We start from the raw sequence: 21,507 nt of genomic DNA, 5'->3' as shown, positions 1-21,507 counted from the left end.
ACAGCCACCTGCAAGGCGACTGTGGGATCGGTGCAGCAAGCGGTTGCGTTACTTGATCCGCTGGCCCGGCTTGGCGCCGCTGTCAGGGCTCAACAGGTAGATTTCCTCGCCGCCGGGGCCTGCCGCCATCACCATGCCTTCGGAGATGCCAAAGCGCATTTTGCGCGGCTTGAGATTGGCGATCATCATCGTCAACCGGCCTTCGAGCTTGGCCGGGTCCGGGTAGGCACTCTTGATGCCGGAGAACACGTTGCGTTGCTCGTCGCCAATGTCCAGGGTCAGGCGCAGCAGCTTGTCGGCGCCTTCGACGGCCTCGGCCTTGACGATCAGCGCCACGCGCAGGTCAACGGCGGCAAAGGCGTCGAAGTCGATTTCCGGCGACAGCGGGTCCTTGGCCAGTTCGCCGTTCCCGGCAGGCGCGCCGGTGTCGGTCTGGCTGGCGGCCAGGTCTTCCTTGGAGGCGTCGGTCATGGCTTGCACCTTGGTCGCGTCGATACGGGTCATCAACGGCTTGAACGCGTTCAACTGATGGTTGCTCAGCAGCGTCTGGTGATCGTTCCAGGTCAGTGGCGCGACGTTGAGGAACGCCTCGGCATCGGCAGCCAGCAGCGGCAGCACCGGCTTGAGGAAAATCACCAGTTGGCGGAACAGGTTGATGCCCAGGGCGCAGATCGCCTGGACTTCGTCCTGCTTGCCTTCCTGCTTGGCCAGGGACCAGGGCGCCTTGTCGGCGATCCAGGCATTGGCGCGGTCGGCCAGGGCCATGATTTCGCGCATGGCACGGGCGAAGTCGCGGGACTCGTAGGCGTCGGCGATGCTTGGCGCGGCCGCCAGGAAGGCATCGGTCAGTTCCGGCGCGGCATTGCCGGCGACCAGGACCCCGGCGTTGCCCTTGTGGATGAACCCGGCGCAACGGCTGGCAATGTTGACGACCTTGCCCACCAGGTCGGAGTTGACCTTCTGCACGAAGTCTTCGAGGTTCAGGTCCAGGTCGTCGACGCCGCGGCCGAGCTTGGCCGCGTAGTAGTAGCGCAGGTATTCCGGGGACAGGTGGTCCAGGTAGGTCCGCGCCTTGATGAAGGTGCCGCGGGACTTGGACATTTTCTGGCCGTTGACGGTCAGGTAGCCGTGGACGTTGATGCCGGTCGGCTTGCGGAAGCCGGCGCCTTCGAGCATGGCGGGCCAGAACAGCGCGTGGAAGTTCACGATGTCCTTGCCGATGAAGTGATACAGCTCGGCGGTGGAATCCTTGCCCCAGAACGCGTCGAAGTTCAGCTCCGGCGTGCGGTTGCAGAGGTTCTTGAAACTCGCCATGTAGCCGATCGGAGCGTCCAGCCACACGTAGAAATACTTGCCGGGCTCGTCGGGGATCTCGAAGCCGAAGTACGGCGCATCGCGGGAAATGTCCCACTGCTGCAGGCCGGCATCGAGCCATTCGGCGATCTTGTTGGCGACGGCGTCCTGCAGGGTGCCACTGCGGGTCCAGGCTTGCAGCATCTGCTGGAAGTCCGGCAGCTTGAAGAAGAAGTGCTGGGAGTCCTTGAGCACCGGCGTTGCCCCGGAAATCGCCGATTTCGGGTCTTTCAGGTCGGTCGGTGCGTAGGTGGCGCCGCATTTTTCGCAGTTATCGCCGTACTGGTCTTCAGTGCCGCATTTCGGGCAGGTGCCCTTGATGAAGCGGTCGGCCAGGAACATTTTCTTTTCCGGGTCGAAATACTGGGTGATCGAACGGGTGGCGATGTGCCCGGCGTCACGCAGTTTCAGGTAGATCTGGCTCGATAGCTCACGGTTTTCTTCGGCGTGAGTGGAGTGGAAGTTGTCGAAGTCCACCAGGAACTCGGCGAAGTCGGCGCTGTGTTCAGCCTGGACGTTGGCGATCAGTTGTTCCGGGGTGATGCCTTCCTTTTCTGCGCGCAGCATGATGGCCGAACCGTGGGCGTCGTCGGCGCAGACATAAATGCATTGGTTGCCGCGATGCTTCTGGAAGCGCACCCACATATCGGTCTGGATGTACTCCAGCATATGGCCGAGGTGAATCGAACCATTGGCATAGGGCAGGGCGCTGGTGACGAGGATCTTGCGTGGCTCGGACATGGGGCTCGGCTACTTGATGAAACGGAGGTCGGCCACTATAAAGCGCTGGCGGCTTTTTTTCACCCTTCGGGGCTGTTTATGGATGCATTGCCGGGAGCGGCGCAAGGATCAAGCCAGGCACAACTTGCGGCGAGGGGATTGTGGGAGCAAAGCTTGCTCGCGAAACAGGCGCCTCGATTTCTGAAAGACCGCATCGACCGCATCGCGGGCAAGCCTTGCTCCCACACAGCGGGAGCATTCGTCGCCTTTAATCGGGTCGCCACAAAAGCATGCGCGGCGTAGGATAGCGGCCTGTTTTCAAGTCTTGCTATCGGAGTTGCCCATGAGCGCCGTCAATCGCGCAGCGGTGGAAGCCGTCCTTCGCCAGTACACCGACCCCTACCTGAACCAGGACCCGGTCAGCGCCGGATGCGTGCGCGCCATCGACATCCAGGGCGATCGCGTCAGTGTCCAGCTGGAAATCGGCTACGCCGCCGACCTGTTCAAGAGCGGCTGGGCGCAGATGCTGCAAATGGCGATCGAGGCCCTGGACGGGGTGAGCGCCGCCAAAGTCGACATCACCAGTGTGATCGCCGCTCACAAGGCCCAGGCGCAGGTGCCGGGGCTGGCGAACGTCAAGAACGTGATCGCCGTGGCCTCGGGCAAGGGCGGCGTGGGCAAGTCCACCACCGCGGCCAACCTGGCCCTGGCCCTGGCCCGTGAAGGGGCGAAGGTCGGGATTCTCGATGCAGACATCTACGGCCCGAGCCAAGGCATCATGTTCGGTGTTGCCGAAGGCACCCGGCCGCAGGTCAAGGACCAGAAGTGGTTCGTGCCGATCCAGTCCCATGGCGTGGAAGTCATGTCCATGGCCTTCCTGACCGACGACAACACGCCGATGGTCTGGCGCGGGCCAATGGTTTCCGGTGCCTTGCTGCAACTGGTCACGCAAACCGCGTGGGGTGACCTGGATTACCTGGTGATCGACATGCCTCCGGGCACCGGCGATATTCAGCTGACCCTGGCGCAGAAAGTCCCGGTGGCCGGTGCGGTGATCGTCACCACGCCTCAAGACCTGGCCTTGCTGGACGCGCGCAAGGGCGTGGAGATGTTCCGCAAGGTCAACATCCCGGTACTGGGCGTGGTGGAGAACATGGCCGTGCACATCTGCTCGAACTGCGGGCATGCCGAGCACCTGTTCGGCGAAGGTGGCGGGGAAAAACTGGCGACCCAGTACGGCGTCGAATTGCTGGCTTCGCTGCCGCTGTCGATGCTGATCCGCGAACAGGCCGACGGCGGCAAGCCGACGGTCATCGCCGAACCGGACAGCCAGATCGCCATGGTCTATCAGGAACTGGCCCGCCACGTGGGCGCGCGGATCGTGTTGCAGGAAGCGGCCATGCCGGCGATGCCGAACATCACTGTCAGCGACGATTGATCAGCTGAAATGCAATCTAATGTGGGGAGCAAGCCTGTAGGGGGCAAAGCCTGTGGGAGCATAGCTTGCTCGCGATGACGGCGTCACACCCAACATCTCTGTTGGCTTTAAAACCGCTATCGCGAGCAAGCTATGCTCCCACAGGCTTTGCCCCCCACAGGCTCGCTCCCACAGGGGTTATGTGGTGCTTTTAGATCCGCAACCCGCCATCCATCTCCAGGATCCGACCGGTGTAGTAGTCGTTCTCGAAGATATACGCCGCCGAATGAGCAATCTCCTCAGGCTTGCCCATACGCTTGAGCGGAATCCCCGAGGTCATTTTTTCCAGGGCCTCGGGCTTCATGCCCAGGGTCATCTCGGTTTCAATGAAACCCGGTGCGATGCCAGCGACACGGATGCCGTAGCGTGCCAGTTCCTTGGCCCAGGTCACGGTGGCGGCGGCCACACCAGCCTTGGCGGCCGAGTAGTTGGTCTGGCCGACGTTGCCGGCGCGGGAGATCGACGAGATATTGATGATGGCGCCGCTGTTCTTCAGCTCGACCATTTTCGCCGCCACTTCACGGGTGCACAGGAATACACCGGTGAGGTTGACGTCGATCACGGCCTGCCACTGGGCCAGGCTCATCTTGGTCATTTCGCCGTCCTTGACCTTGAGCAGCAGGCCGTCACGCAGGATCCCGGCGTTGTTGATCAGGCCGTGGATCGCGCCGAAGTCCTCGGCGACCCGGGCGACCATGTCGCTGACCTGCTCCTCATTGGCCACGTTGCACAGATACGCCCGGGCCTCGACGCCCTTGGCTACACACGCGGCAACCGCCTGGTCGAGTTTTTCCTGGTTGAGGTCCACCAGGGCGAGCTTCGCGCCTTTGCCCGCGAGATACTCGGCCATGGAGCGGCCCAGACCCTGGCAACCGCCGGTGATAATGATTACTTTGTCAGTGAGTTGCATGCTCATGTCCAGGTGGCGCAGCGGTGAAGGGGGAGACTTTTTGGGACGTCTCTCGATTTGCGACGGTGTAGCCCGGTTGCACACGAGAACTGTCCTATCGGTGTGTCGGAACATTACTCCAGTCGCCTGACCGTTTTCTAGACGGATTTTATTAAAGGAGTCATAAATTGAGCGTTGAAGCTGCCAAGCATGCCCGGGAACTGCTGCTCAAGGAGTACCGTGGAGTGCTCTCCACTCATTCCAAATCCATGCCCGGCTTTCCGTTCGGCTCCGTGGTGCCCTATTGCCTGGACGAACAAGGTCGGCCACTGATCCTGATCAGCCGTATCGCCCAGCACACCCACAATCTGCAGAAAGACCCCAAGTGTTCGATGCTGGTGGGCGAGCGGGGCGCCGAGGATGTGCAGGCCGTGGGGCGCCTGACCTACCTGGCCGAGGCCCGCAAACTCGAAGACAGCGCCGCCATCGAGGCTGCCGCCGAGCGTTACTACCGCTATTTCCCTGACTCGCAGAACTACCATAAGGCCCATGATTTCGACTTCTGGGTGCTCGAGCCGGTGCGCCATCGCTACATCGGCGGCTTTGGCGCCATCCACTGGATCGACCAGCTCACCCTGGCCAATCCCTTCGCTGGCAAAGCCGAAGCCAGCATGGTCGAGCACATGAATGCCGATCACGCCAAGGCCATCGCCCATTACGTGGAATTGACCGGCCTGCCGAAAAGCGAACCGGCACAACTGGCGGGTATCGACAGCGAGGGCATGCACTTGCGTATTGGCCAGGGCCTGCACTGGCTGGGGTTTCCAACGCCTTGCAACACCCCGACACAAGTGCGCGAAGCCTTGGTTTATCTGGCTCACGCCGAGCAATGGCCGAAAAATGCCGAGGTCGACGCTTGAATTCACGAAAGGGCGACGTCATTTAGGGTTTCATAGCAAGGTATTCTTGCGTTGAGGAACCATTTGATGCGCCCTTTTTTATTGCTCTTTCTGCTGTTCCCGGTGTTGGAGCTGTTCGTATTCGTCAAGGTCAGCGGTGCGATCGGGTTTTTCCCGGCCCTGCTGCTGGTCATTCTCGGCTCGATGCTCGGCGTGTTCGTGCTGCGTATCGCCGGCCTCGCCACGGCATTGCGTGCCCGTGAAAGTCTGAACCGCGGCGAGCTGCCCGCCCAGACCATGCTCGAAGGCCTGATGCTGGCCCTGGGTGGCGGTCTGTTGATCCTGCCAGGCTTTATCAGCGACGTGTTGGGCCTGGTCATGCTATTGCCGTTCACCCGTAGGCTGCTGGCCAATAAAATGCGCCAGCGCGCCGAAGAGCAGGCGATTCGTCAGCGCGCTTTCGCCGATGACCTCCAGCCCCGTGGCGGTCCGGCTCCGCGAGAGCCTGTGGGCCGCGAGCCCAACGTGATCGAAGGCGAGTTCGAACACCGCGACTCCAAGTAAAACCATCAGCACGGCGCCTTCGGGCGCCGTGCTCGTTTTGGTGGCATGGAGTAAAAAATTTTCTGTCCCCACCCTTGTAATCCACTTGTGCGCCCTTATGTAACGGTCACCGCAAGGTTTCCGGTGGTGACACCGGACAGACTTCCGCGGTTCGACTGACGAACCGCACCCGGCTCCGCCGGCTTTGTTAAACCCGCCGGGACTACACCGGCCGATGAAAACCAAAAATTAGGAGAGATCGACAATGAAGCTTCGTCCTCTGCATGACCGCGTCGTCATCCGTCGCAGCGAAGAAGAGAAGAAAACCGCTGGCGGTATCGTCCTGCCAGGTTCGGCTGCTGAAAAAGCCAACCACGGTGAAGTTCTCGCTGTAGGCCCAGGCAAGGCACTGGAAAACGGTGAAGTACGTGCGCTGGCCGTGAAAGTGGGTGACAAGGTTGTGTTCGGCCCTTACTCCGGCAGCAACACAGTGAAAGTCGACGGCGAAGACCTGCTGGTAATGAGCGAGAACGAAATCCTCGCTGTCCTCGAAGGCTGATTCCCCCGCCCATTTTCCCGTTACTACAAAGTATTTAAGGAATATCGATCATGGCTGCTAAAGAAGTTAAATTCGGCGATTCCGCCCGCAAGAAAATGCTCGCCGGTGTCAACGTCCTGGCTGACGCAGTAAAAGCGACCCTCGGCCCGAAAGGCCGTAACGTGATCATCGAGAAGAGCTTCGGCGCTCCGACCATCACCAAGGACGGCGTTTCCGTAGCCAAAGAAATCGAGCTGAAAGATCGCTTCGAAAACATGGGCGCGCAACTGGTCAAAGACGTTGCCTCTCGTGCCAACGATGACGCCGGCGACGGCACCACCACCGCTACCGTCCTGGCTCAATCGATCGTCAACGAAGGCCTGAAAGCCGTCGCTGCCGGCATGAACCCTATGGACCTCAAGCGCGGCATCGACAAGGCGACCATCGCCATTGTCAAAGAGCTCAAAGCCCTGTCCAAGCCATGCGCTGACACCAAGGCAATCGCTCAGGTCGGCACCATCTCCGCCAACTCCGACAACTCCATCGGCGACATCATTGCCGAAGCCATGGAAAAAGTCGGTAAAGAAGGCGTGATCACCGTTGAAGAAGGCTCGGGCCTGGAAAACGAACTGTCGGTTGTAGAAGGCATGCAGTTCGACCGTGGCTACCTGTCCCCGTACTTCGTCAACAAGCCAGAGACCATGACTGCCGAGCTCGACGGTCCGCTGATCCTGCTGGTCGACAAGAAGATCTCCAACATCCGCGAAATGCTGCCAGTGCTGGAAGCCGTTGCCAAAGCCGGCCGCCCACTGCTGATCGTGGCTGAAGACGTTGAAGGCGAAGCCCTGGCGACCCTGGTTGTGAACAACATGCGCGGCATCGTTAAAGTCGCAGCCGTCAAGGCTCCAGGCTTTGGCGACCGTCGCAAGGCCATGCTGCAGGACATCGCCGTACTGACCGGCGGTACCGTTATCTCCGAAGAGATCGGCCTGAGCCTGGAAAGCACCACCCTGGAGCACCTGGGTAACGCCAAGCGCGTGATCCTGTCCAAGGAAAACACCACCGTGATCGACGGTGCCGGCGTCGAGACTGACATCCAGGCTCGCGTTCTGCAGATCCGTCAGCAAGTGGCCGACACTTCGTCCGACTACGACCGTGAAAAACTGCAAGAGCGCCTGGCCAAGCTGTCCGGCGGCGTTGCAGTGATCAAGGTTGGCGCCGGTTCCGAAGTTGAAATGAAAGAGAAGAAAGCCCGCGTTGAAGACGCCCTGCACGCTACCCGTGCAGCCGTCGAAGAAGGCGTGGTACCTGGCGGTGGCGTGGCACTGGTTCGCGCTCTGCAGGCTATCTCCGAGCTGAAAGGCGACAACGATGACCAGAACGTGGGCATCCAGTTGCTGCGTCGCGCTGTAGAAGCCCCGCTGCGCCAGATCGTTGCCAACTCCGGCGACGAGCCAAGCGTTGTGGTCGACAAGGTCAAGCAGGGTACGGGTAACTACGGTTACAACGCTGCTACCGGCGAATACGGCGACATGATCGAAATGGGTATCCTGGACCCAGCCAAAGTGACTCGTTCGGCTCTGCAAGCGGCTTCGTCGATTGCCAGCCTGATGATCACCACCGAGGCGATGATCGCTGAAATCAAGGAAGACGCTCCAGCTGGCGGCGGTATGCCAGACATGGGCGGCATGGGTGGCATGGGCGGCATGATGTAAGCCAGCCTTACCCCTGTAGCGAAAAACCCCGCCTGCGAAAGCAGGCGGGGTTTTTTATTGCCTTGGGTTTATCCCGGCATTGAGCTGGACCCAGCTGTCTCTGTGGGAGCAAAGCTTGCTCGCGATTGCGGTGGGTCAGCTTGTCGGGATGCTGAAGCTGCCATTGCGATCGCGAGCAAGCTTTACTCCCACAGGGTTTGTCCGGGGCGTTTTCAGGCGTTGGAAGGCTGGCTCAACGCCACGCGATCAGTCATGACGGCCGGTCGGTACAGGATGTAGTAGTAGCACCCCAGGCTGATCAGCCAACAGAACACTGCGGTCCACACGTTGTGGGAAAAGAAGTGCGCCCCTTGCATCATCCGTCCCAGGGAGAACACCGTTCCCAACGTGAAAGCGAATATCAAGGCCTGGCGGGCCAGGCGTGGGCGGCGGTCGCGCAGGACGAAGAACAGCGCAAACAAGGTGAACCCGGTGGCGGCGTGACCGCCGGGCCAGCATCGACCGGGTTTGTCCGTGGCCGGGCGCGGGCTGAGCAGTTCGCTATAGGTTTCCTTGCCGCCGAATTCCTTCAGGCTCCAGGGGCATTGCACTGCCGTCACCGCTTTCATCGGCGTGACGAAGGACGTCGCCAGTGCCAGGGACAGCACCAGGCAGCCCAATTCCCGCTTGAACGGTTTGAGCCGGGTGATGAAGAACGAGCTGATGAATCCCAGGATCGCCAGCACGGAGAACACGATGACCGCCTCTTTGGCTCGATCGTGCAGGATGTCTTCCAGGAAAAAGCTGTGCCGACCGATGAATCCACCCGCCATCGGGTCGTAAAACAGCTTGGCCACGTCCATGTCCAGCGTAGTCAATTCCAGCAACACCAGCGTCGCTGCGACAACGGCGGGCAGGCCCAGGGCAACCCAGAAATTCAGGGGCCTGGAAGCGGGGCGGATGGCGGTGGAAACCATGGCAGTACCTTTGATGGAGATTTTCGTAAGCAGCGCGTTGCGCAGTCTGGTCCGCATTGCGTCGGGACGGTGTGAATGTTGGGTGAAAAACTCGTCAATGCCCACACAGTCCTGTTCCTGGGCTCACCGGATCTTTGTGGGAGCGAGCTTGCTCGCGATCGCGTCGGAACATCCAACATTGATGGGGCTGATCCACCGCTATCGCCAGCAAGCTCGCTCCCACAGCCGATACAATCCTAGCCGTCAGCCAAACTTGGCCGTAAGCTGCGCGGGCCAGATGGCTGTTAACTGTGTACACAGAGGTGCCCATGCGAATTCTATTGGTCGAAGACAACCGCGATATCCTGGCCAACCTGGCCGATTACCTGGGGCTCAAGGGTTACACCGTCGATTGCGCCCAGGACGGTTTGTCGGGATTGCACCTGGCCGCGACCGAACACTACGACCTGATCGTGCTCGACATCATGCTGCCGGGCATCGACGGCTACACCTTGTGCAAGCGCCTGCGCGAAGACGCCCGGCTCGATACGCCGGTGATCATGCTGACCGCCCGGGACCAGTTGGACGATCGGCTGCAGGGCTTCAAGTCCGGGGCCGATGACTACCTGATCAAACCGTTTGCCCTGTCGGAGCTGGCGGCGCGGATCGAAGCCGTCATGCGTCGGTCCCAGGGTGGTGGCCGCCGTGCCTTGCAGGTCGGCGACCTGAGCTACGACCTCGATACCCTGGAAGTGACGCGTGAAGGCAAGCTGCTCAAGCTCAACCCCGTAGGCCTCAAGCTGCTGGCGGTATTGATGCAGAAAAGCCCTCACGTGCTGCGCCGCGAAATCCTCGAAGAAGCGTTGTGGGGCGATGATTGTCCGGACAGCGACAGCCTGCGCAGCCACGTCCATCAACTGCGCCAAGTGATCGACAAGCCGTTCGACAAGCCGTTGTTGCACACGGTACACGGCGTCGGCTATCGCTTGGCCGAGGGCCGCGATGGAGTTTAAGCAGAGCCTCGCCCAACGGATCATCATCGCCTTTGCGCTGATGAGCGCATTGGTGGCTGGCGCTTTCGCCATGGGCATCGTGGCGACGGTCCACCTGGTCGAAGAAAAACTGATCTCCGCCGGGCTTGGCGGTGATCTGCAGCGCTTGCTGTTGATGGACAGTGTCTCGGACTGGCACCATCGCCCGGAACCCGACCAGTTGTTTTATTTCAGCGGTGGCCCAGGTGACTTCGAGTTGCCCAAGGACCTGCGCCATCTGGAGCGTGGTTTTCACGAAGTCTTTCGCGAGCAGTTGTCGTATCACGCCATGGTCGAGATCGTTGATGGCCGGCATTACGTGTTGCTGCAGGACCAGAGCGACTTCGAGGAGCGCGAGCGGGTGCTGTTCGCCGTGGTGCTGGTGGGCTTTGTGCTCAGCCTGGCGCTGGCGGTATTTTTGGGCTGGGTCCTGGCACGCCGAGTGATGGCGCCGGTGGTTCGCCTGGCCCGGCAAGTGCGCCATCGCGACCAGCTCCTGGGCCTGGCTCCGCCGCTGGCCCCGGATTATGCCGCCGATGAAGTGGGTGAACTGGCCGTGGCGTTCGACGCAACACTGGGGCGCTTGCGCCAGGCCCTGACCCGCGAACGATTGTTCACCAGCGACGTGAGCCATGAATTGCGCACACCGTTGATGGTCTTGGCGACCTCCTGCGAATTGCTTCTGGAAAACCCGGCACTGGACCTGCGTGGTCGCACCCAGGTCGAGCGCATCAACAGGGCCAGTGAAGAGATGCGCGAACTGGTGCAGACCTTCCTGATGCTCGCCAGGGCACAGCGCGACGACAACGGCATGTCGCCTCGGTCGAACCTTGCACAGGTGGCCGAAAATCTCCTCGGAGTGTGGCGCGACCCCATCGAATCCAAAGGCCTGACGCTGATCTTCGAACCAGGACAAACCCTCGACACCCTGTATAACGCCACTTTCCTGACTGCCGTCATGGGCAACCTGTTGCGAAATGCCTTGCACTACACCGACCAGGGGTTCATCCGTCTCTCGTTGTCTGCGACCGGCTTCGTGGTCGAGGACAGTGGCGTGGGCATCCCGGAGGAGAAGCGCGAGGCGATGTTCGAGCCATTCGTGCGCGGCAACGAAAAGCGCGGCGAGGGGCTGGGGTTGGGGCTGTCACTGGTGCAACGGATTTGCGAGAACCAGGGCTGGACGGTGAGTCTCAGCACGATGGAGCCCAACGGTTGCCGTTTCGAGGTGGAGTTGAATCCGAAGGTATGATCGCTTAGGTTGGAAAAATCCTGTAATGATTCGGTCATGTACATGACAAACTTTTCACAAAGTGACGACCTGACCCTGACATATCAATTCATAAGGTGGGGGCTATTCAGACATGGAGGCCCCCATCAATGCCCGACCCTATCAAACTCGATTTTTCCGAGAAATACGACGAGCAGCACGCCAAGAAGTATTTTCATAAGCATCGAGGCAGCTTGAGTCGCCGTCTTTCCAACCTAAGAGACCAGCAACTGGCCCGCCGCGCATTGGCACTCGTGGGTGATCCAGGCCTGGTATTGGATTTGCCGTGCGGTGCCGGGCGATTCTGGTCCTTGTTGGCCGAAAAACCGAACCGGGTCATCATCGGCGCGGACAATTCCGAGGCCATGCTCAAGACCGCAATGGAGGCTCAACCGGCCGATGTGGTGAAACGGGTACAACCCTTGCAGACTTCTGCGTTCGACATCGCCTTGCCTGATAACGCCGTCGATAGCATTTTTTGCATGCGCCTGTTGCACCACATCGGTGAACCCGCGCATCGACTGGCGATTCTTAGGGAATTCCAGCGTGTCAGCCGCGACAGCGTGATCGTTTCGTTATGGGTTGATGGCAATTTCAAGGCCTGGAAACGCAAGCGCCAGGAGCGCACTCGTGGGCAAAAAGACTACCAGAATCGATTTGTGTTACCGGTTGCTACAGTAGAGGAGGAGTTTCGGCAGGCAGGGTTTCGTATTCAGGAACGACTGGATTTTCTACCGCTCTATGCCATGTGGCGAGTTTATGTATTACGCAAGAGGTAAAGGCATGGGTGTACAGGCAGCAGAACCATCAACGATTCTTCACGACGACTTCGAACATTTCTGGAGTCAGCAGGGTGAGTGGGTGGAAGAACCCAATGTGCGTCGCGGCGGTGAAAGCGGCGTGCAACGGATCAAGAGCAAGGACGGCAAGCTGCTTTATGCCAAGCGTCAGACCGGACATATTTATCGCAGTTGGTTGCACCCGTTCGGTCGACCGACTGTGCTGCGCGAGCAAGACGCACTCCTGGCGTTGACCCGATTGGGTGTTCGCGTCCCCCAGCTCATTTTCTGTGGCGCCCAGCGGGACCCGGTTCACAAGTGGCGTGCGCTGCTGGTGACCCAGGCGCTGGAAGGCTTTGAAGAGATCGAGCACTGGTATGCCGCAGGTGGCCGCGAGCGCCATGGCGAAGCGGTGCACGATCAAATCCTCCTGGGTCTGGCTGAAAGTCTGGCGCGCATGCACATGGGGCGCTGGCAACATGGCTGTATCTACATCAAGCATGTCTTTGTGCGCGTGACCGGAGAGGGCGAGGCGGCCAAGGCTGAAGTGGCTTTGCTCGATTTTGAGAAGTGTCGCCAGCGTCTGACCGCCCACCGTGCGGCATCCCATGACCTGAAGCAGTTGCGGCGCCACTCGTCGTTTAGCGACGCTGACTGGAAAAAACTCGTCTACTTTTACGAGGCGGCGTTTGGCAGCGCTATCAAAGGTTTATAGCGATGAAATTAGAAATTGCTAGAGGTTTGTTTTTAGTCGGAGCCCTGGCAGTTGCATCGATGGCGGTGGCTGTGTGGGAACAGCCACGCTCGCAGATCCTCAGTGCTTCCAATGCTGATGCGCATTGTCCTTTGCCGCGCGTGGCAAAGGTCAGCGAGACGATACGACCGGACAATGACCTGCTGCTGTTCATGTTCAGCCTGTCCCAGGGGATGAGGCCGCAAAGTTGAGAGACATGAAGCCAAAATAAAGGCCTCGCTTGTGCGAGGCCTTTATTTTTTGACTGCAGAAAAACCATTGTGGCGAGGGGATTTTGTGGGAGCAAAGCTTGCTCGCGAAACAGTCGCCCCGATTCCTGGAAGACCGCATCACCTTCATCGCGGGCAAGCCTTGCTCCCACAGTATCCCTCGCCACAGGTGTTCACTTCAGGCCTTGTCCGGCTTGGCCAGCAGCGTGTAGACGCAAGGCAACACGAACAGCGTGAACAAGGTACCAATCGACATCCCGGTGGCGATCACCGTGCCAATGTCGAAGCGGCTCACCGCCCCGGCGCCTGTGGCGAAGATGAGCGGCACCATGCCGAACACCATTGCTGCGGTGGTCATCAGTACCGGTCGCAGACGAGTCGACGCGGCTTGTTCCACGGCTTCGCGCGGTGTCAGGTTCTGTTCCCTGCGCAACTGGTTGGCGAATTCGACAATCAGGATCCCGTGTTTGCTGATCAGTCCAATCAGCGTCACCAGGCCCACCTGGGTGTAGATGTTCATGCTCGACCAGCCGAGGAACAGCGGAATCAAGGCGCCGCAAATCGACAGCGGCACGGTCACCAGGATCACCAGCGGGTCCCGGAAGCTTTCGAACTGCGCGGCCAGTACCAGGAAGATGATCGCCAGTGCCAGGGCAAAGGTCACCCACAACGCGCTGCCTTCCTGTACGAATTGGCGCGAAGCCCCGGCGTAATCGAAGGCGAACCCCACCGGGGCTTCCTCCCGGGCGATCTGGCGGACGGTCTCGATCGCCTCGCCCATGCTCACGATGGGAAAGCCCGAAATGGTCACCGCATTGAGCTGCTGGAACTGGTTCAGTTGTCGCGGTCGCGCCCGGTCGCTGACCTTGATCAGGGTCGAGAGCGGGAGTGATTCACCCTTGGCATTTTTCACGTAGTAATTGTTCAACCAGTCCGGGTTGTCCCGGAAGGGGCGTTCGACCTGGGCAATGACCTTGTAGCTGCGTCCCTCGAGCGTGAAGCGGTTGATCTCGGCTTCACCCAGCAGTGTCGCCAGGGTACCGCCCAGGTCCTGCATCGAAACGCCCATCTGGGCGGCCTTGGCGCGATCGATATCCACCACGACTTCGGGCTTGTCGAACGCCAGGTCAATGTCCATGAAGGCGAACTTACCGGATTCCAATGCGCGCTTTTTGACCCGGTCGGCGATCTCCAGCAGCGTCGCATAATCCTTCGGCGAGTTGATGACGAACGCAAATGGCAAGCCTTCACCGGTGCCCGGCAGCGAGGGCAGGTTGAAACCGAAGATCTGCAAGCCAGGCACGCTTTCCAGCTTGGCCTGGACCTCTGGCAGGATTTCCATCTGGGTTCGGCTGCGTTCGTTCCAGGGCTTGAGCAGGAAGCCGCCGATACCCGACTGTACGCCGTTGTAGCCGTTGATCTGGAACGAGGAGTAGTACTCCGGGAACTCCTTGAAGATGGTAATGAAGTGATCGGTGTACGTGTTCAGGTAGTCGAGGTTGGTTGGCTGCGGGGCGCTGGCCATCATGAAGATGATGCCCTGGTCCTCGTCGGGGGCCAGTTCGGACTTGGTGAACATGATCAGCACCGGGATCAGCAGCAGGACGATCACGGCGAACACCAGTACCACCGGCCGGGTGTTGAGCGTGCCGTGAAGCATGCGCTGGTAACGGCTCTTCAAGCGCTCGAAAACCATGTCCAGCCTATGGGCCAGGCCCGAGGGGTTCTCATCGTGGCGCAGCAGCATGGCGCACATCATCGGTGACAAGGTCAGGGCGACGATGCCGGAGATCACCACCGCCCCGGCCAGGGTCAATGCGAACTCCTTGAACAAAGCGCCCGTCAGGCCCTGGAGCAGGCCGATCGGCGCGTACACCGCCGCCAGGGTGATGGTCATCGAGACCACCGGCATGGCGATTTCCCGGGCGCCTTCTATCGCGGCGTCGAGTGGGGTCTTGCCTTCCTCGATGTGCCGGTGGATGTTCTCCACCACCACGATGGCGTCGTCCACCACCAGACCGATGGCGAGCACCATGGCCAGCAGGGTCAGGAGGTTCATCGAGTAGCCCATCAACTGCATGAAGAACATCACGCCGATCATCGACAGCGGAATGGTCACCACCGGAATGATCACCGAACGCAGGGCACCGAGGAACAGAAACACCACGACAATGACGATCAGCACCGCCTCGAACAGGGTTTTCACCACTTCGTCGATGGAGGCCTGGATGAACAGGGTGGCGTCGTAGGCGATCTCGGCCTTGAGGTTGGCCGGGAGCTGGGCCTCCACGTCCGGCATGATCTTGCGCACTTCCTTGATCACATCCAGCGGGTTCGCACCGGGTGTGGCCTTGATCCCGATGTACACCGAGGGCGTGCCACCAAAGGAACTGATGGAGTCGTAGTTCTCGGCGCCCATTTCCACGCGGGCCACGTCCCGTAGCAACACGCGGCTGTCGCCGTCGGTCTTGAGCGGGATCGCGCCGAAGGCCTCGGCGGACTTGAGTTCGGTGTTGGCGTTGATGCTGGTGACCACATACTCGCCTTTCACTTCACCGGCGGCGGAGAGGAAGTTGTGCTGGCGCACGGCATTGGTCACGTCGGCGGCAGTCAGACCGAAGCCGGCGAGTTTGACCGGGTCCAGCCACAGGCGCATGGCGAAGACCTGGTTGCCGAGGATCTCCGCCTCAGCCATGCCTGGCAGGGTCGCCAGTTTGGGCTGGATCACCCGTGACAGGTAGTCGGTGATCTGCGGGTTGTTCAGTTCCTTGCTGAAGAAGCTGATGTACATCAGTGCCGAGGCATCGGCGGCCTCGCGGCTGAGGACTGGGTCCTCGGCATCCTGGGGCAGCTGGTTCTTGACCTCGTTGGCCTTGGCCAGCAGTTCGGTAAAGAGCCGATCGCTGTTGGAGCCGATGCGGGCATAGACCGAAATCACCGAGAAATTCTGGCGGCTGACCGAGGTCATGTAATCGATGCCCTCGGCACTGGCCAGGCTCTGCTGCATCGGCTGGGTAATGTAGCCCTGGATGGTTTCGGCGTTCGCCCCGGGGTAGGCGGTGGTCACCGTGATCAGGGCGTTCTCCATTTGTGGATACTGACGCAGGGGTAATTTGCTCCAGGCCTGGAAGCCCAGCAGCACGATCAACAGGCTGACCACGGTGGCGAGCACCGGACGGCGGATGAATGGATCGGTAAAAGCCATGGGGGTTCCTTGATCAGTCCACGCGCGGTGGGCTGTTCTGTTCGGTCAGGGTCTTGTCGTCGCTGATGGCGATCGGCGTGCCGTTGTCGAGTTTGAGCTGGCCGGCGATCACGACTTGCTCGCCGCGCTGCACGCCTTTGGTAACCAGCACCTGCCCGTCGCGTCGCTCGCCGGTTTCTACGGAACGCCGTTCAGCGATCAGGACCGGCTGGCCCTTGTCGTCTTTCTCGACATTGCCGTCGGCGGTTTTCTTCTGGCTCACCACGTACATGGAGTTGCCATAGAGGGTGTAGGTCACGGCGCTTTCCGGCACGACGATTCCGGCGGCCACGTCCGGCAGGATCACCTGCAGGTTGGCGAACATGCCGGGCAGCAGCTTGCCGTCGGGGTTGGCCAAGGTGGCACGCACCAGCACGTTGCGGGTGCTGTCCTCGACCTTGGGGTTGATCGCGCTGATGGTGGCGACGAAGTTTTGCCCGGGGTAGGCCGAGACACTGACGTTGACCGACTGGGCAACGGCGAGCCTGGGCACGGTTTGCTCAGGGATGTAGAAGTCCACGTAAAGGCTGCTGAGGTCCTGCAGGGTGGCGATCATCGTGCCGCTGGCCAGGTAGTCGCCAACGTCCACCTGGCGAATGCCGATGGTGCCGCTGAATGGCGCCAGAATCTGTTTTTTGGCCAGCGAAGCCTTGAGCTGGTTGACCGTGGCCTGGTTCTTCTTCAGTTGCGCCGAGAGCCGGTCGAATTCACCCTTGGAGATCGCCTGGCTGCCCACCAGTTGTCGGCCGCGACCGAAATCCAGTTGTGCCAGGCCAAGGTCGGCCTCGGCGGTTTCCAGCAGGGCGCTTTCGACTTCACTGTCCAGTTGCAGGAGCGGCTGGCCGGCCTTGACCTTCTGCCCCGACTGGAATTGCACCTTCTGCACGGTCCCGGCGATTTCCAGGCTCAGGTCCACGCCTTGCAGCGCCTTGAGGCTGCCAACGGTGGGCAGGCGAGCTTGCCAGGGTTGCTGGGCTGCCGTGGCCACGGCCACGCTGACCGGCGGTTTGGGTGCAGAAAACATCTGGATCTGCTGGTAGACGGAGAAGGCCTTGTAGCCGGCGAGCAACAGCACCACCAGCAGGACAACACCCAACATGATCAGCATGCGGCGTCGCAGCATGTTCCACTTCCTTGGAAAAGAGCTGAGAGAAAATACAGATAGGCGGGCACATTACTCTGAGTGTGCGGGCTATTCCAGATGTTGGCGGGTCGGTGATGCGTGGGATTTTTCCGAAAAATCAGGGAGCTCGGCACCGAGGTGCTTCGCTCCCTGGCTCAGGCCAGATGCAAATGGTTGTCCCAGAGCCCTGCCGGCAGATCCAGTGGTTTTGCAACCAGTTGTGTCTGTCGGCAATCATAATAGCGGCAACGCCCTTGGCCCGACGTCACGACAAACCCGTCGGCCACCGCACCCACGCCGGCACAGTCCGGCAGCGGCGCATCCAGGCGTACTTCGCCACTGTCCAGGTCCCAGATGAAGAAACGGTTGCCGCGAGGAGCGGTCAGGGCCACCAGGCGCAGGTCGCTGTGCACGGCGACGCTGGCGGTGTAGTGCCCCATGGCCTGCAATTGCTCTTCGGGCACCGGGAACGCCTGGAAAGGCTGGCCCGGCCGCTTGATCGCCAGCAGTTCCGAAGACTCGTGGGCAGCACCCATGAACTGCTGGCCGGAGACGATGGTGCCGTCGCTGGCGACGCCCAAGTGGCGCACGCTGTTCATTGACTGGGCGAGGGTTTCCTTGCTCAGCAGGGTGCCATCGCGTTGCATCAGCACCAGGCTTGGCTCCATGGCGTCGAGGTTCATTTCGACCCGGCTTTCGGCCTCGGTGCGAATGCCGCCATTGGCCACCACCAGCGTTTCGCCATCAGGCATCCATGACACCTGGTGCGGCCCGATACCATGGGTGGACATCTCACCGCTGTGCACCAGTCGCTCGCCTTCGAAACGGTACACGCCCAACAGGCCGCGTCCCGGGTCGGTGGTGTCGTTCTCGGTGGCATACAGCCATTCGCCGCTTTTGTGGATCACCGCATGGCCGTAGAAATGCCGGTTCGGCAACGAAGTGATGGTTTGCAGCAGCGTCCCGTCGCGCAGGTCGATCAGGTAGCTTTCGGTACCTGGACGACGGGCGACGAACAGCGCAATCGGCTGCGTCGGATGATTGATGATGTCATGGCAACGCTGGCCTACCTGGGTGGCGAACACCCGGGTGCCGTCCAGTCGATAGCCAACGGCGTAGTGCTTGCCGTCGCCATCGTCCCGTGCCGAAAGCAAGAGTGGGTGCTTGTCCTTTTGCTTGAACAGCGTCCAGCCGCCCAGGGTGACGGCGCCGAGCAGCAAGCTGCCCAGTGCCAGAACCTGACGTCGAAACATGATCAGTCACCGTCGTTGGCATTGAAGCCCAGTTGAATGCCCAGCGCCTTGGCCAGTTCGCCTTCGTGCAGGCGATGGACGACGTTGAGGCTGTCATACAAATCGTTGAGTTGCTGGCGCCCGGCATCGTCGTTGAGCATTTCGGTCAACGAGCGCTGGCTGCTGGCGAACAACTTCAAGGAGGCATCGTAGGCGGCATCGATCTTGTCGGCCAGTGGCTTCTGGTCGCTTGGCAACAGACCGCGCAGGCCCTTGTTGTCCACGCCTGCCCAGACGGTCCTGGCCGCACTCAGGCTGGCCTCCAGGCCTTGCAACGACGACTGGCTGCGCCAGGCATCGGCCTGGAACGGCTGTGGCACGCCTTTGCTCTGGCGGCCCATCGGAGTGCCGAGTTTTTTCTTCAGCGTGTCCAGGGCGGTGACCTGGACACGCAGCAGGTCAGCGATGGCCTCGTGGGAATCGGCGTAGCGCTGGTTGGGGAATTTGCTCATCTGGGCGAGCATGCCGTCGTTGGTGTTCCAGCGCGACAGGATCTCTTCGGCCAGTTGTTTCTGGCGTTCGCCGATGGCGGTGAGCAGCGGGCAATACTTGGCTTTTTGCGCGCTGTCGGCCATGTCGATCTTGGCGTCGAACAGCAGGTATTCATAGGCCGAGAGGCCCTGGACCACGACGCTGGACTTGGCCAGGCCGGCGGCGTCGATCTGTGGCTCGCTGTTGACCAATTGCTCGACCTGACGGCCCACCAGGTTTTTCTTGTCCGGCCAGAACTGCACCTGCCAGGCGCGGTTGCCCTCGGCCAGCGGACCGATCAGCAGCGGTTGCAGCTCGGCCCAGGCTTTTTGCGCCTTGAGGAAATCGGCGCGGGCGGTTTCCAGGTTTTCCTTGCCTTGGCAGAACGCCAGGGCGCTGGTCGCCAGTTGCCGGTCGGCATCGACCCAGCGGCTGTAGGTCGGCAGGATCACTTGCTTGGCGATGGCGGCCGAGGTGACCGCTTGCGGGTCCTGGGGCGAACAGGCACCGAGGGCGATGGCGGCGAGGCTGGTGAACAACAGCTTGGGACGGAACATGTCGTGCTCCCACTTCTGGAAAAGGCGTTTAAAGGGAATTCAGGAAGGCCAGCAACGCAGCGCGCTGCTCGGCATTGAACGCTAAAACCTGGCGCTGCGCCGCTTGTGCTTCGCCGCCATGCCACAGCACGGCTTCGAGCAGGTTGCGGGCCCGACCGTCATGCAGGAACTGGGTGTGGCCGTTGACGGTTTCGGTCAGGCCGATGCCCCACAGCGGCGGGGTTCGCCAGTCACGGCCGCTGGCCTTGAATTCGCTGCGGTTGTCCGCCAGGCCTTCGCCCATGTCGTGCAACAGCAGGTCGGTGTAGGGGCGGATGACCTGGTTCGCCAACTCCGGTTCGGCAGCGTTGGCGGCGGTGGTGTATTTCGGTGTGTGGCAAGACTGGCAACCGGCCTGGAAAAACAGATTCTTGCCCGCCAGCACCTGGGGCGAATTCACCTCGCGCCGGGCCGGTACGGCGAGGTTGCGGCTATAGAACAGCACCAGTCGCAGGATGTTGTCGCTGACTTCCGGTTCGCCATCGGGGCCATTTCCGCTGGGCGCGCGCTTGCAGTCGACCTGGGTCTGGGTGCAATCGTCGAAGGGCCGCAGGCTTGTGGTCAGGCCCATGTCGCCGGAGAACGCGTGGACGTTCTGCTGGTTGAGGTTGGGCTGTCCGGCCTTCCAGCCGAACCGTCCCAGGACGGTTTTTTGCTGGGTATCGTTCCAAACCTGGTTGGGACGCCCGGCGATGCCGTTTTTCTCCCGGGCCTGGGCTTCGGCGTTCGCCAGGATGGCTTCGTCGGGGATGGCCTCGAGCAGCCCCAGGCCGATCATCGGCGGGGCGACGCGGGCGGAAAAACGCGTGTCCGGGTGCATCGGTCCATAGGCCAGTTGGGTGATCTGCAGGTCCGGCTTGCGCAGTTCCACGATGGTGCCGTCCTGGAAGCGTAGCGGAACCGGCGTGTAATCGACCCGCACCTTGCCTTCCGGAGCGACGCCGGGCACGGACATGTCCTGCAATTGCCCACCGTAAACCGGTTCCGGTACCACCCCGAGTTGCTCGATGACCTTGGCGTAAGGCGGCGCGTCGGGGATCGACAGGCGCACCAGCATCGATACCGCGCTGGTCGCGTCCGGCGTTGGCGGGTGGCCGCGACCGTCCTTGATGTGGCAGTTCTGGCAGGCGTTGGTGTTGAACAAGGGCCCGAGGCCGTCGCGGGCAGTGGTGGTCGAGGGGGCAATCACCCAGGGGCTGCGGAAGAAACTGTTGCCGACGCTGAAATCCACACGCCGCGAGGGCGACAGGTTGGCCGAGGGCAGGGAAAAGGCGTTCTGATCCGTCTTGCGTACCGTCGCGGCGCCACCGGAACGGGCTTCACCCGGTTCGGCCTGGGTAAAACGCGGGGCATCATCGCAGGCGCTCAGGCCCAGGGCCATGAACAGCGCACATAAACGAAGAGGCAACGACGGCATCGGGCGTCCTGGGAGATGAGTGAAAACGAGGGCGCAAAGTCTAACAGGGCGGGGCGGTTTGAATAAGAGGGATTATCGTTTGGTTTTTGAGCAGCACCTTATCCAGATTACCAGGCTGCTTTTCTAAGGCTTGGCTCCAGCGTCCAGTCATTCTCTCCCTAACCGTTCGTCGGCGATCGGCTCTGACCTGTCAATCCTGACAGTAGCCAGCGTCCCCTACCTGAAGTCTCATGGCTCCATGCCGAAAAGCCGCGC

Annotated in this window: 18 protein-coding genes; 10 read left to right on the top strand and 8 right to left on the bottom strand. The window is 61.0% G+C overall.

The genetic code is table 11. From position 1 onward, the window contains the following. Window positions 1–48: 48 nt before the first annotated feature. Window positions 49–2,094, bottom strand: coding sequence for a methionine--tRNA ligase (metG, locus tag KI235_RS23435; RefSeq protein ID WP_038857911.1), 2,046 nt, complete (start codon window positions 2,092–2,094; stop codon window positions 49–51). A gap of 322 nt (window positions 2,095–2,416) precedes the next feature. On the opposite strand from metG, the gene apbC reads away from it, so the two are divergent. Continuing rightward, window positions 2,417–3,511, top strand: coding sequence for an iron-sulfur cluster carrier protein ApbC (gene apbC, locus KI235_RS23430; RefSeq protein ID WP_003204921.1), 1,095 nt, complete (start codon window positions 2,417–2,419; stop codon window positions 3,509–3,511). Between the two features lie 190 nt (window positions 3,512–3,701). Here the strand turns inward: apbC and KI235_RS23425 are convergent, their stop codons facing one another. After that, window positions 3,702–4,460: an SDR family oxidoreductase gene (locus KI235_RS23425; protein WP_003204919.1), complete on the bottom strand. Its 759-nt coding sequence runs from the start codon at window positions 4,458–4,460 to the stop codon at window positions 3,702–3,704. A 167-nt stretch (window positions 4,461–4,627) separates the two neighbouring features. Here KI235_RS23425 and KI235_RS23420 point away from each other — a divergent pair, with 167 nt between their 5' ends. The 4 genes from KI235_RS23420 to groL all read left to right on the top strand — a co-directional run bounded on the left by KI235_RS23420 (window position 4,628) and on the right by groL (window position 8,134). After that, on the top strand, window positions 4,628–5,359 hold the full coding sequence (locus KI235_RS23420) for a HugZ family protein (RefSeq protein WP_003204917.1): 732 nt from the start codon (window positions 4,628–4,630) through the stop codon (window positions 5,357–5,359). Window positions 5,360–5,425: 66 nt separating this feature from the next. After that, window positions 5,426–5,902 carry an FxsA family protein gene (locus KI235_RS23415; RefSeq protein WP_013694095.1) on the top strand — a complete coding sequence of 159 codons (477 nt, stop codon included), beginning with the start codon at window positions 5,426–5,428 and terminating at the stop codon, window positions 5,900–5,902. A 244-nt stretch (window positions 5,903–6,146) separates the two neighbouring features. Further along, complete coding sequence (locus KI235_RS23410) at window positions 6,147–6,440, top strand: co-chaperone GroES (RefSeq protein WP_003204913.1); 294 nt, start codon at window positions 6,147–6,149, stop codon at window positions 6,438–6,440. A 50-nt stretch (window positions 6,441–6,490) separates the two neighbouring features. Continuing rightward, entirely contained in the window at window positions 6,491–8,134 is a 1,644-nt protein-coding gene (gene groL / locus KI235_RS23405) for a chaperonin GroEL (protein WP_003204912.1), read from the top strand. Window positions 8,135–8,346: 212 nt separating this feature from the next. Here the strand turns inward: groL and KI235_RS23400 are convergent, their stop codons facing one another. Further along, a complete protein-coding gene (locus tag KI235_RS23400; protein WP_003204910.1) occupies window positions 8,347–9,090 on the bottom strand; it encodes a phosphatase PAP2 family protein in 744 nt (247 codons plus the stop codon). Between the two features lie 308 nt (window positions 9,091–9,398). Here KI235_RS23400 and colR point away from each other — a divergent pair, with 308 nt between their 5' ends. The 5 genes from colR (at window position 9,399) to KI235_RS23375 (ending at window position 13,091) form a co-directional block, all read left to right on the top strand. Continuing rightward, a complete protein-coding gene (gene colR, locus KI235_RS23395) occupies window positions 9,399–10,082 on the top strand; it encodes a two-component system response regulator ColR (RefSeq protein WP_003204909.1) in 684 nt (227 codons plus the stop codon). Next, window positions 10,072–11,349: a HAMP domain-containing sensor histidine kinase gene (locus KI235_RS23390; RefSeq protein ID WP_013694094.1), complete on the top strand. Its 1,278-nt coding sequence runs from the start codon at window positions 10,072–10,074 to the stop codon at window positions 11,347–11,349. Before colR ends, KI235_RS23390 begins: the two co-directional genes overlap by 11 nt. A gap of 128 nt (window positions 11,350–11,477) precedes the next feature. Continuing rightward, the gene (locus KI235_RS23385) at window positions 11,478–12,146 is read left to right on the top strand and encodes a class I SAM-dependent methyltransferase (protein ID WP_003204905.1); all 669 of its coding nucleotides are present in this window, start codon (window positions 11,478–11,480) and stop codon (window positions 12,144–12,146) included. 4 nt (window positions 12,147–12,150) lie between these two features. After that, window positions 12,151–12,861, top strand: coding sequence for a lipopolysaccharide kinase InaA family protein (locus tag KI235_RS23380; protein WP_212795325.1), 711 nt, complete (start codon window positions 12,151–12,153; stop codon window positions 12,859–12,861). Between the two features lie 2 nt (window positions 12,862–12,863). Continuing rightward, the gene (locus KI235_RS23375) at window positions 12,864–13,091 is read left to right on the top strand and encodes a hypothetical protein (protein ID WP_013694093.1); all 228 of its coding nucleotides are present in this window, start codon (window positions 12,864–12,866) and stop codon (window positions 13,089–13,091) included. Window positions 13,092–13,287: 196 nt separating this feature from the next. Here the strand turns inward: KI235_RS23375 and KI235_RS23370 are convergent, their stop codons facing one another. The 5 genes from KI235_RS23370 to KI235_RS23350 all read right to left on the bottom strand — a co-directional run bounded on the left by KI235_RS23370 (window position 13,288) and on the right by KI235_RS23350 (window position 21,252). Further along, the gene (locus KI235_RS23370; RefSeq protein WP_003204898.1) at window positions 13,288–16,314 is read right to left on the bottom strand and encodes a multidrug efflux RND transporter permease subunit; all 3,027 of its coding nucleotides are present in this window, start codon (window positions 16,312–16,314) and stop codon (window positions 13,288–13,290) included. Between the two features lie 13 nt (window positions 16,315–16,327). Continuing rightward, window positions 16,328–17,476, bottom strand: coding sequence for an efflux RND transporter periplasmic adaptor subunit (locus KI235_RS23365; protein WP_003204895.1), 1,149 nt, complete (start codon window positions 17,474–17,476; stop codon window positions 16,328–16,330). 155 nt (window positions 17,477–17,631) lie between these two features. Beyond that, on the bottom strand, window positions 17,632–18,729 hold the full coding sequence (locus tag KI235_RS23360; RefSeq protein WP_003204893.1) for a DUF1513 domain-containing protein: 1,098 nt from the start codon (window positions 18,727–18,729) through the stop codon (window positions 17,632–17,634). 2 nt (window positions 18,730–18,731) lie between these two features. Further along, the gene (locus tag KI235_RS23355; protein ID WP_003204891.1) at window positions 18,732–19,796 is read right to left on the bottom strand and encodes an imelysin family protein; all 1,065 of its coding nucleotides are present in this window, start codon (window positions 19,794–19,796) and stop codon (window positions 18,732–18,734) included. Window positions 19,797–19,824: 28 nt separating this feature from the next. Further along, a complete protein-coding gene (locus KI235_RS23350; RefSeq protein ID WP_212795324.1) occupies window positions 19,825–21,252 on the bottom strand; it encodes a di-heme oxidoredictase family protein in 1,428 nt (475 codons plus the stop codon). Window positions 21,253–21,507: the final 255 nt, after the last annotated feature.

This window comes from Pseudomonas sp. St386, assembly GCF_018325865.1.
GTDB lineage: Bacteria > Pseudomonadota > Gammaproteobacteria > Pseudomonadales > Pseudomonadaceae > Aquipseudomonas > Aquipseudomonas brassicacearum.
The sequence above is the reverse complement of the archived record's forward strand: the minus strand, read 5'-3'. Positions and strand labels throughout refer to the sequence as shown.

Coding starts and splice junctions, on each gene's coding strand:
- KI235_RS23375 (WP_013694093.1), top strand. CDS start 12,864: ATGAAATTAGAAATTGCTAGAGGTTTGTTTTTAGTCGGAGCCCTGGCA.
- KI235_RS23355 (WP_003204891.1), bottom strand. CDS start 19,796: ATGTTCCGTCCCAAGCTGTTGTTCACCAGCCTCGCCGCCATCGCCCTC.
- colR (WP_003204909.1), top strand. CDS start 9,399: ATGCGAATTCTATTGGTCGAAGACAACCGCGATATCCTGGCCAACCTG.
- KI235_RS23390 (WP_013694094.1), top strand. CDS start 10,072: ATGGAGTTTAAGCAGAGCCTCGCCCAACGGATCATCATCGCCTTTGCG.
- apbC (WP_003204921.1), top strand. CDS start 2,417: ATGAGCGCCGTCAATCGCGCAGCGGTGGAAGCCGTCCTTCGCCAGTAC.
- groL (WP_003204912.1), top strand. CDS start 6,491: ATGGCTGCTAAAGAAGTTAAATTCGGCGATTCCGCCCGCAAGAAAATG.
- KI235_RS23380 (WP_212795325.1), top strand. CDS start 12,151: ATGGGTGTACAGGCAGCAGAACCATCAACGATTCTTCACGACGACTTC.
- KI235_RS23425 (WP_003204919.1), bottom strand. CDS start 4,460: ATGCAACTCACTGACAAAGTAATCATTATCACCGGCGGTTGCCAGGGT.
- KI235_RS23415 (WP_013694095.1), top strand. CDS start 5,426: ATGCGCCCTTTTTTATTGCTCTTTCTGCTGTTCCCGGTGTTGGAGCTG.
- KI235_RS23365 (WP_003204895.1), bottom strand. CDS start 17,476: ATGCTGCGACGCCGCATGCTGATCATGTTGGGTGTTGTCCTGCTGGTG.
- KI235_RS23385 (WP_003204905.1), top strand. CDS start 11,478: ATGCCCGACCCTATCAAACTCGATTTTTCCGAGAAATACGACGAGCAG.
- KI235_RS23370 (WP_003204898.1), bottom strand. CDS start 16,314: ATGGCTTTTACCGATCCATTCATCCGCCGTCCGGTGCTCGCCACCGTG.
- KI235_RS23350 (WP_212795324.1), bottom strand. CDS start 21,252: ATGCCGTCGTTGCCTCTTCGTTTATGTGCGCTGTTCATGGCCCTGGGC.
- metG (WP_038857911.1), bottom strand. CDS start 2,094: ATGTCCGAGCCACGCAAGATCCTCGTCACCAGCGCCCTGCCCTATGCC.
- KI235_RS23360 (WP_003204893.1), bottom strand. CDS start 18,729: ATGTTTCGACGTCAGGTTCTGGCACTGGGCAGCTTGCTGCTCGGCGCC.
- KI235_RS23400 (WP_003204910.1), bottom strand. CDS start 9,090: ATGGTTTCCACCGCCATCCGCCCCGCTTCCAGGCCCCTGAATTTCTGG.
- KI235_RS23410 (WP_003204913.1), top strand. CDS start 6,147: ATGAAGCTTCGTCCTCTGCATGACCGCGTCGTCATCCGTCGCAGCGAA.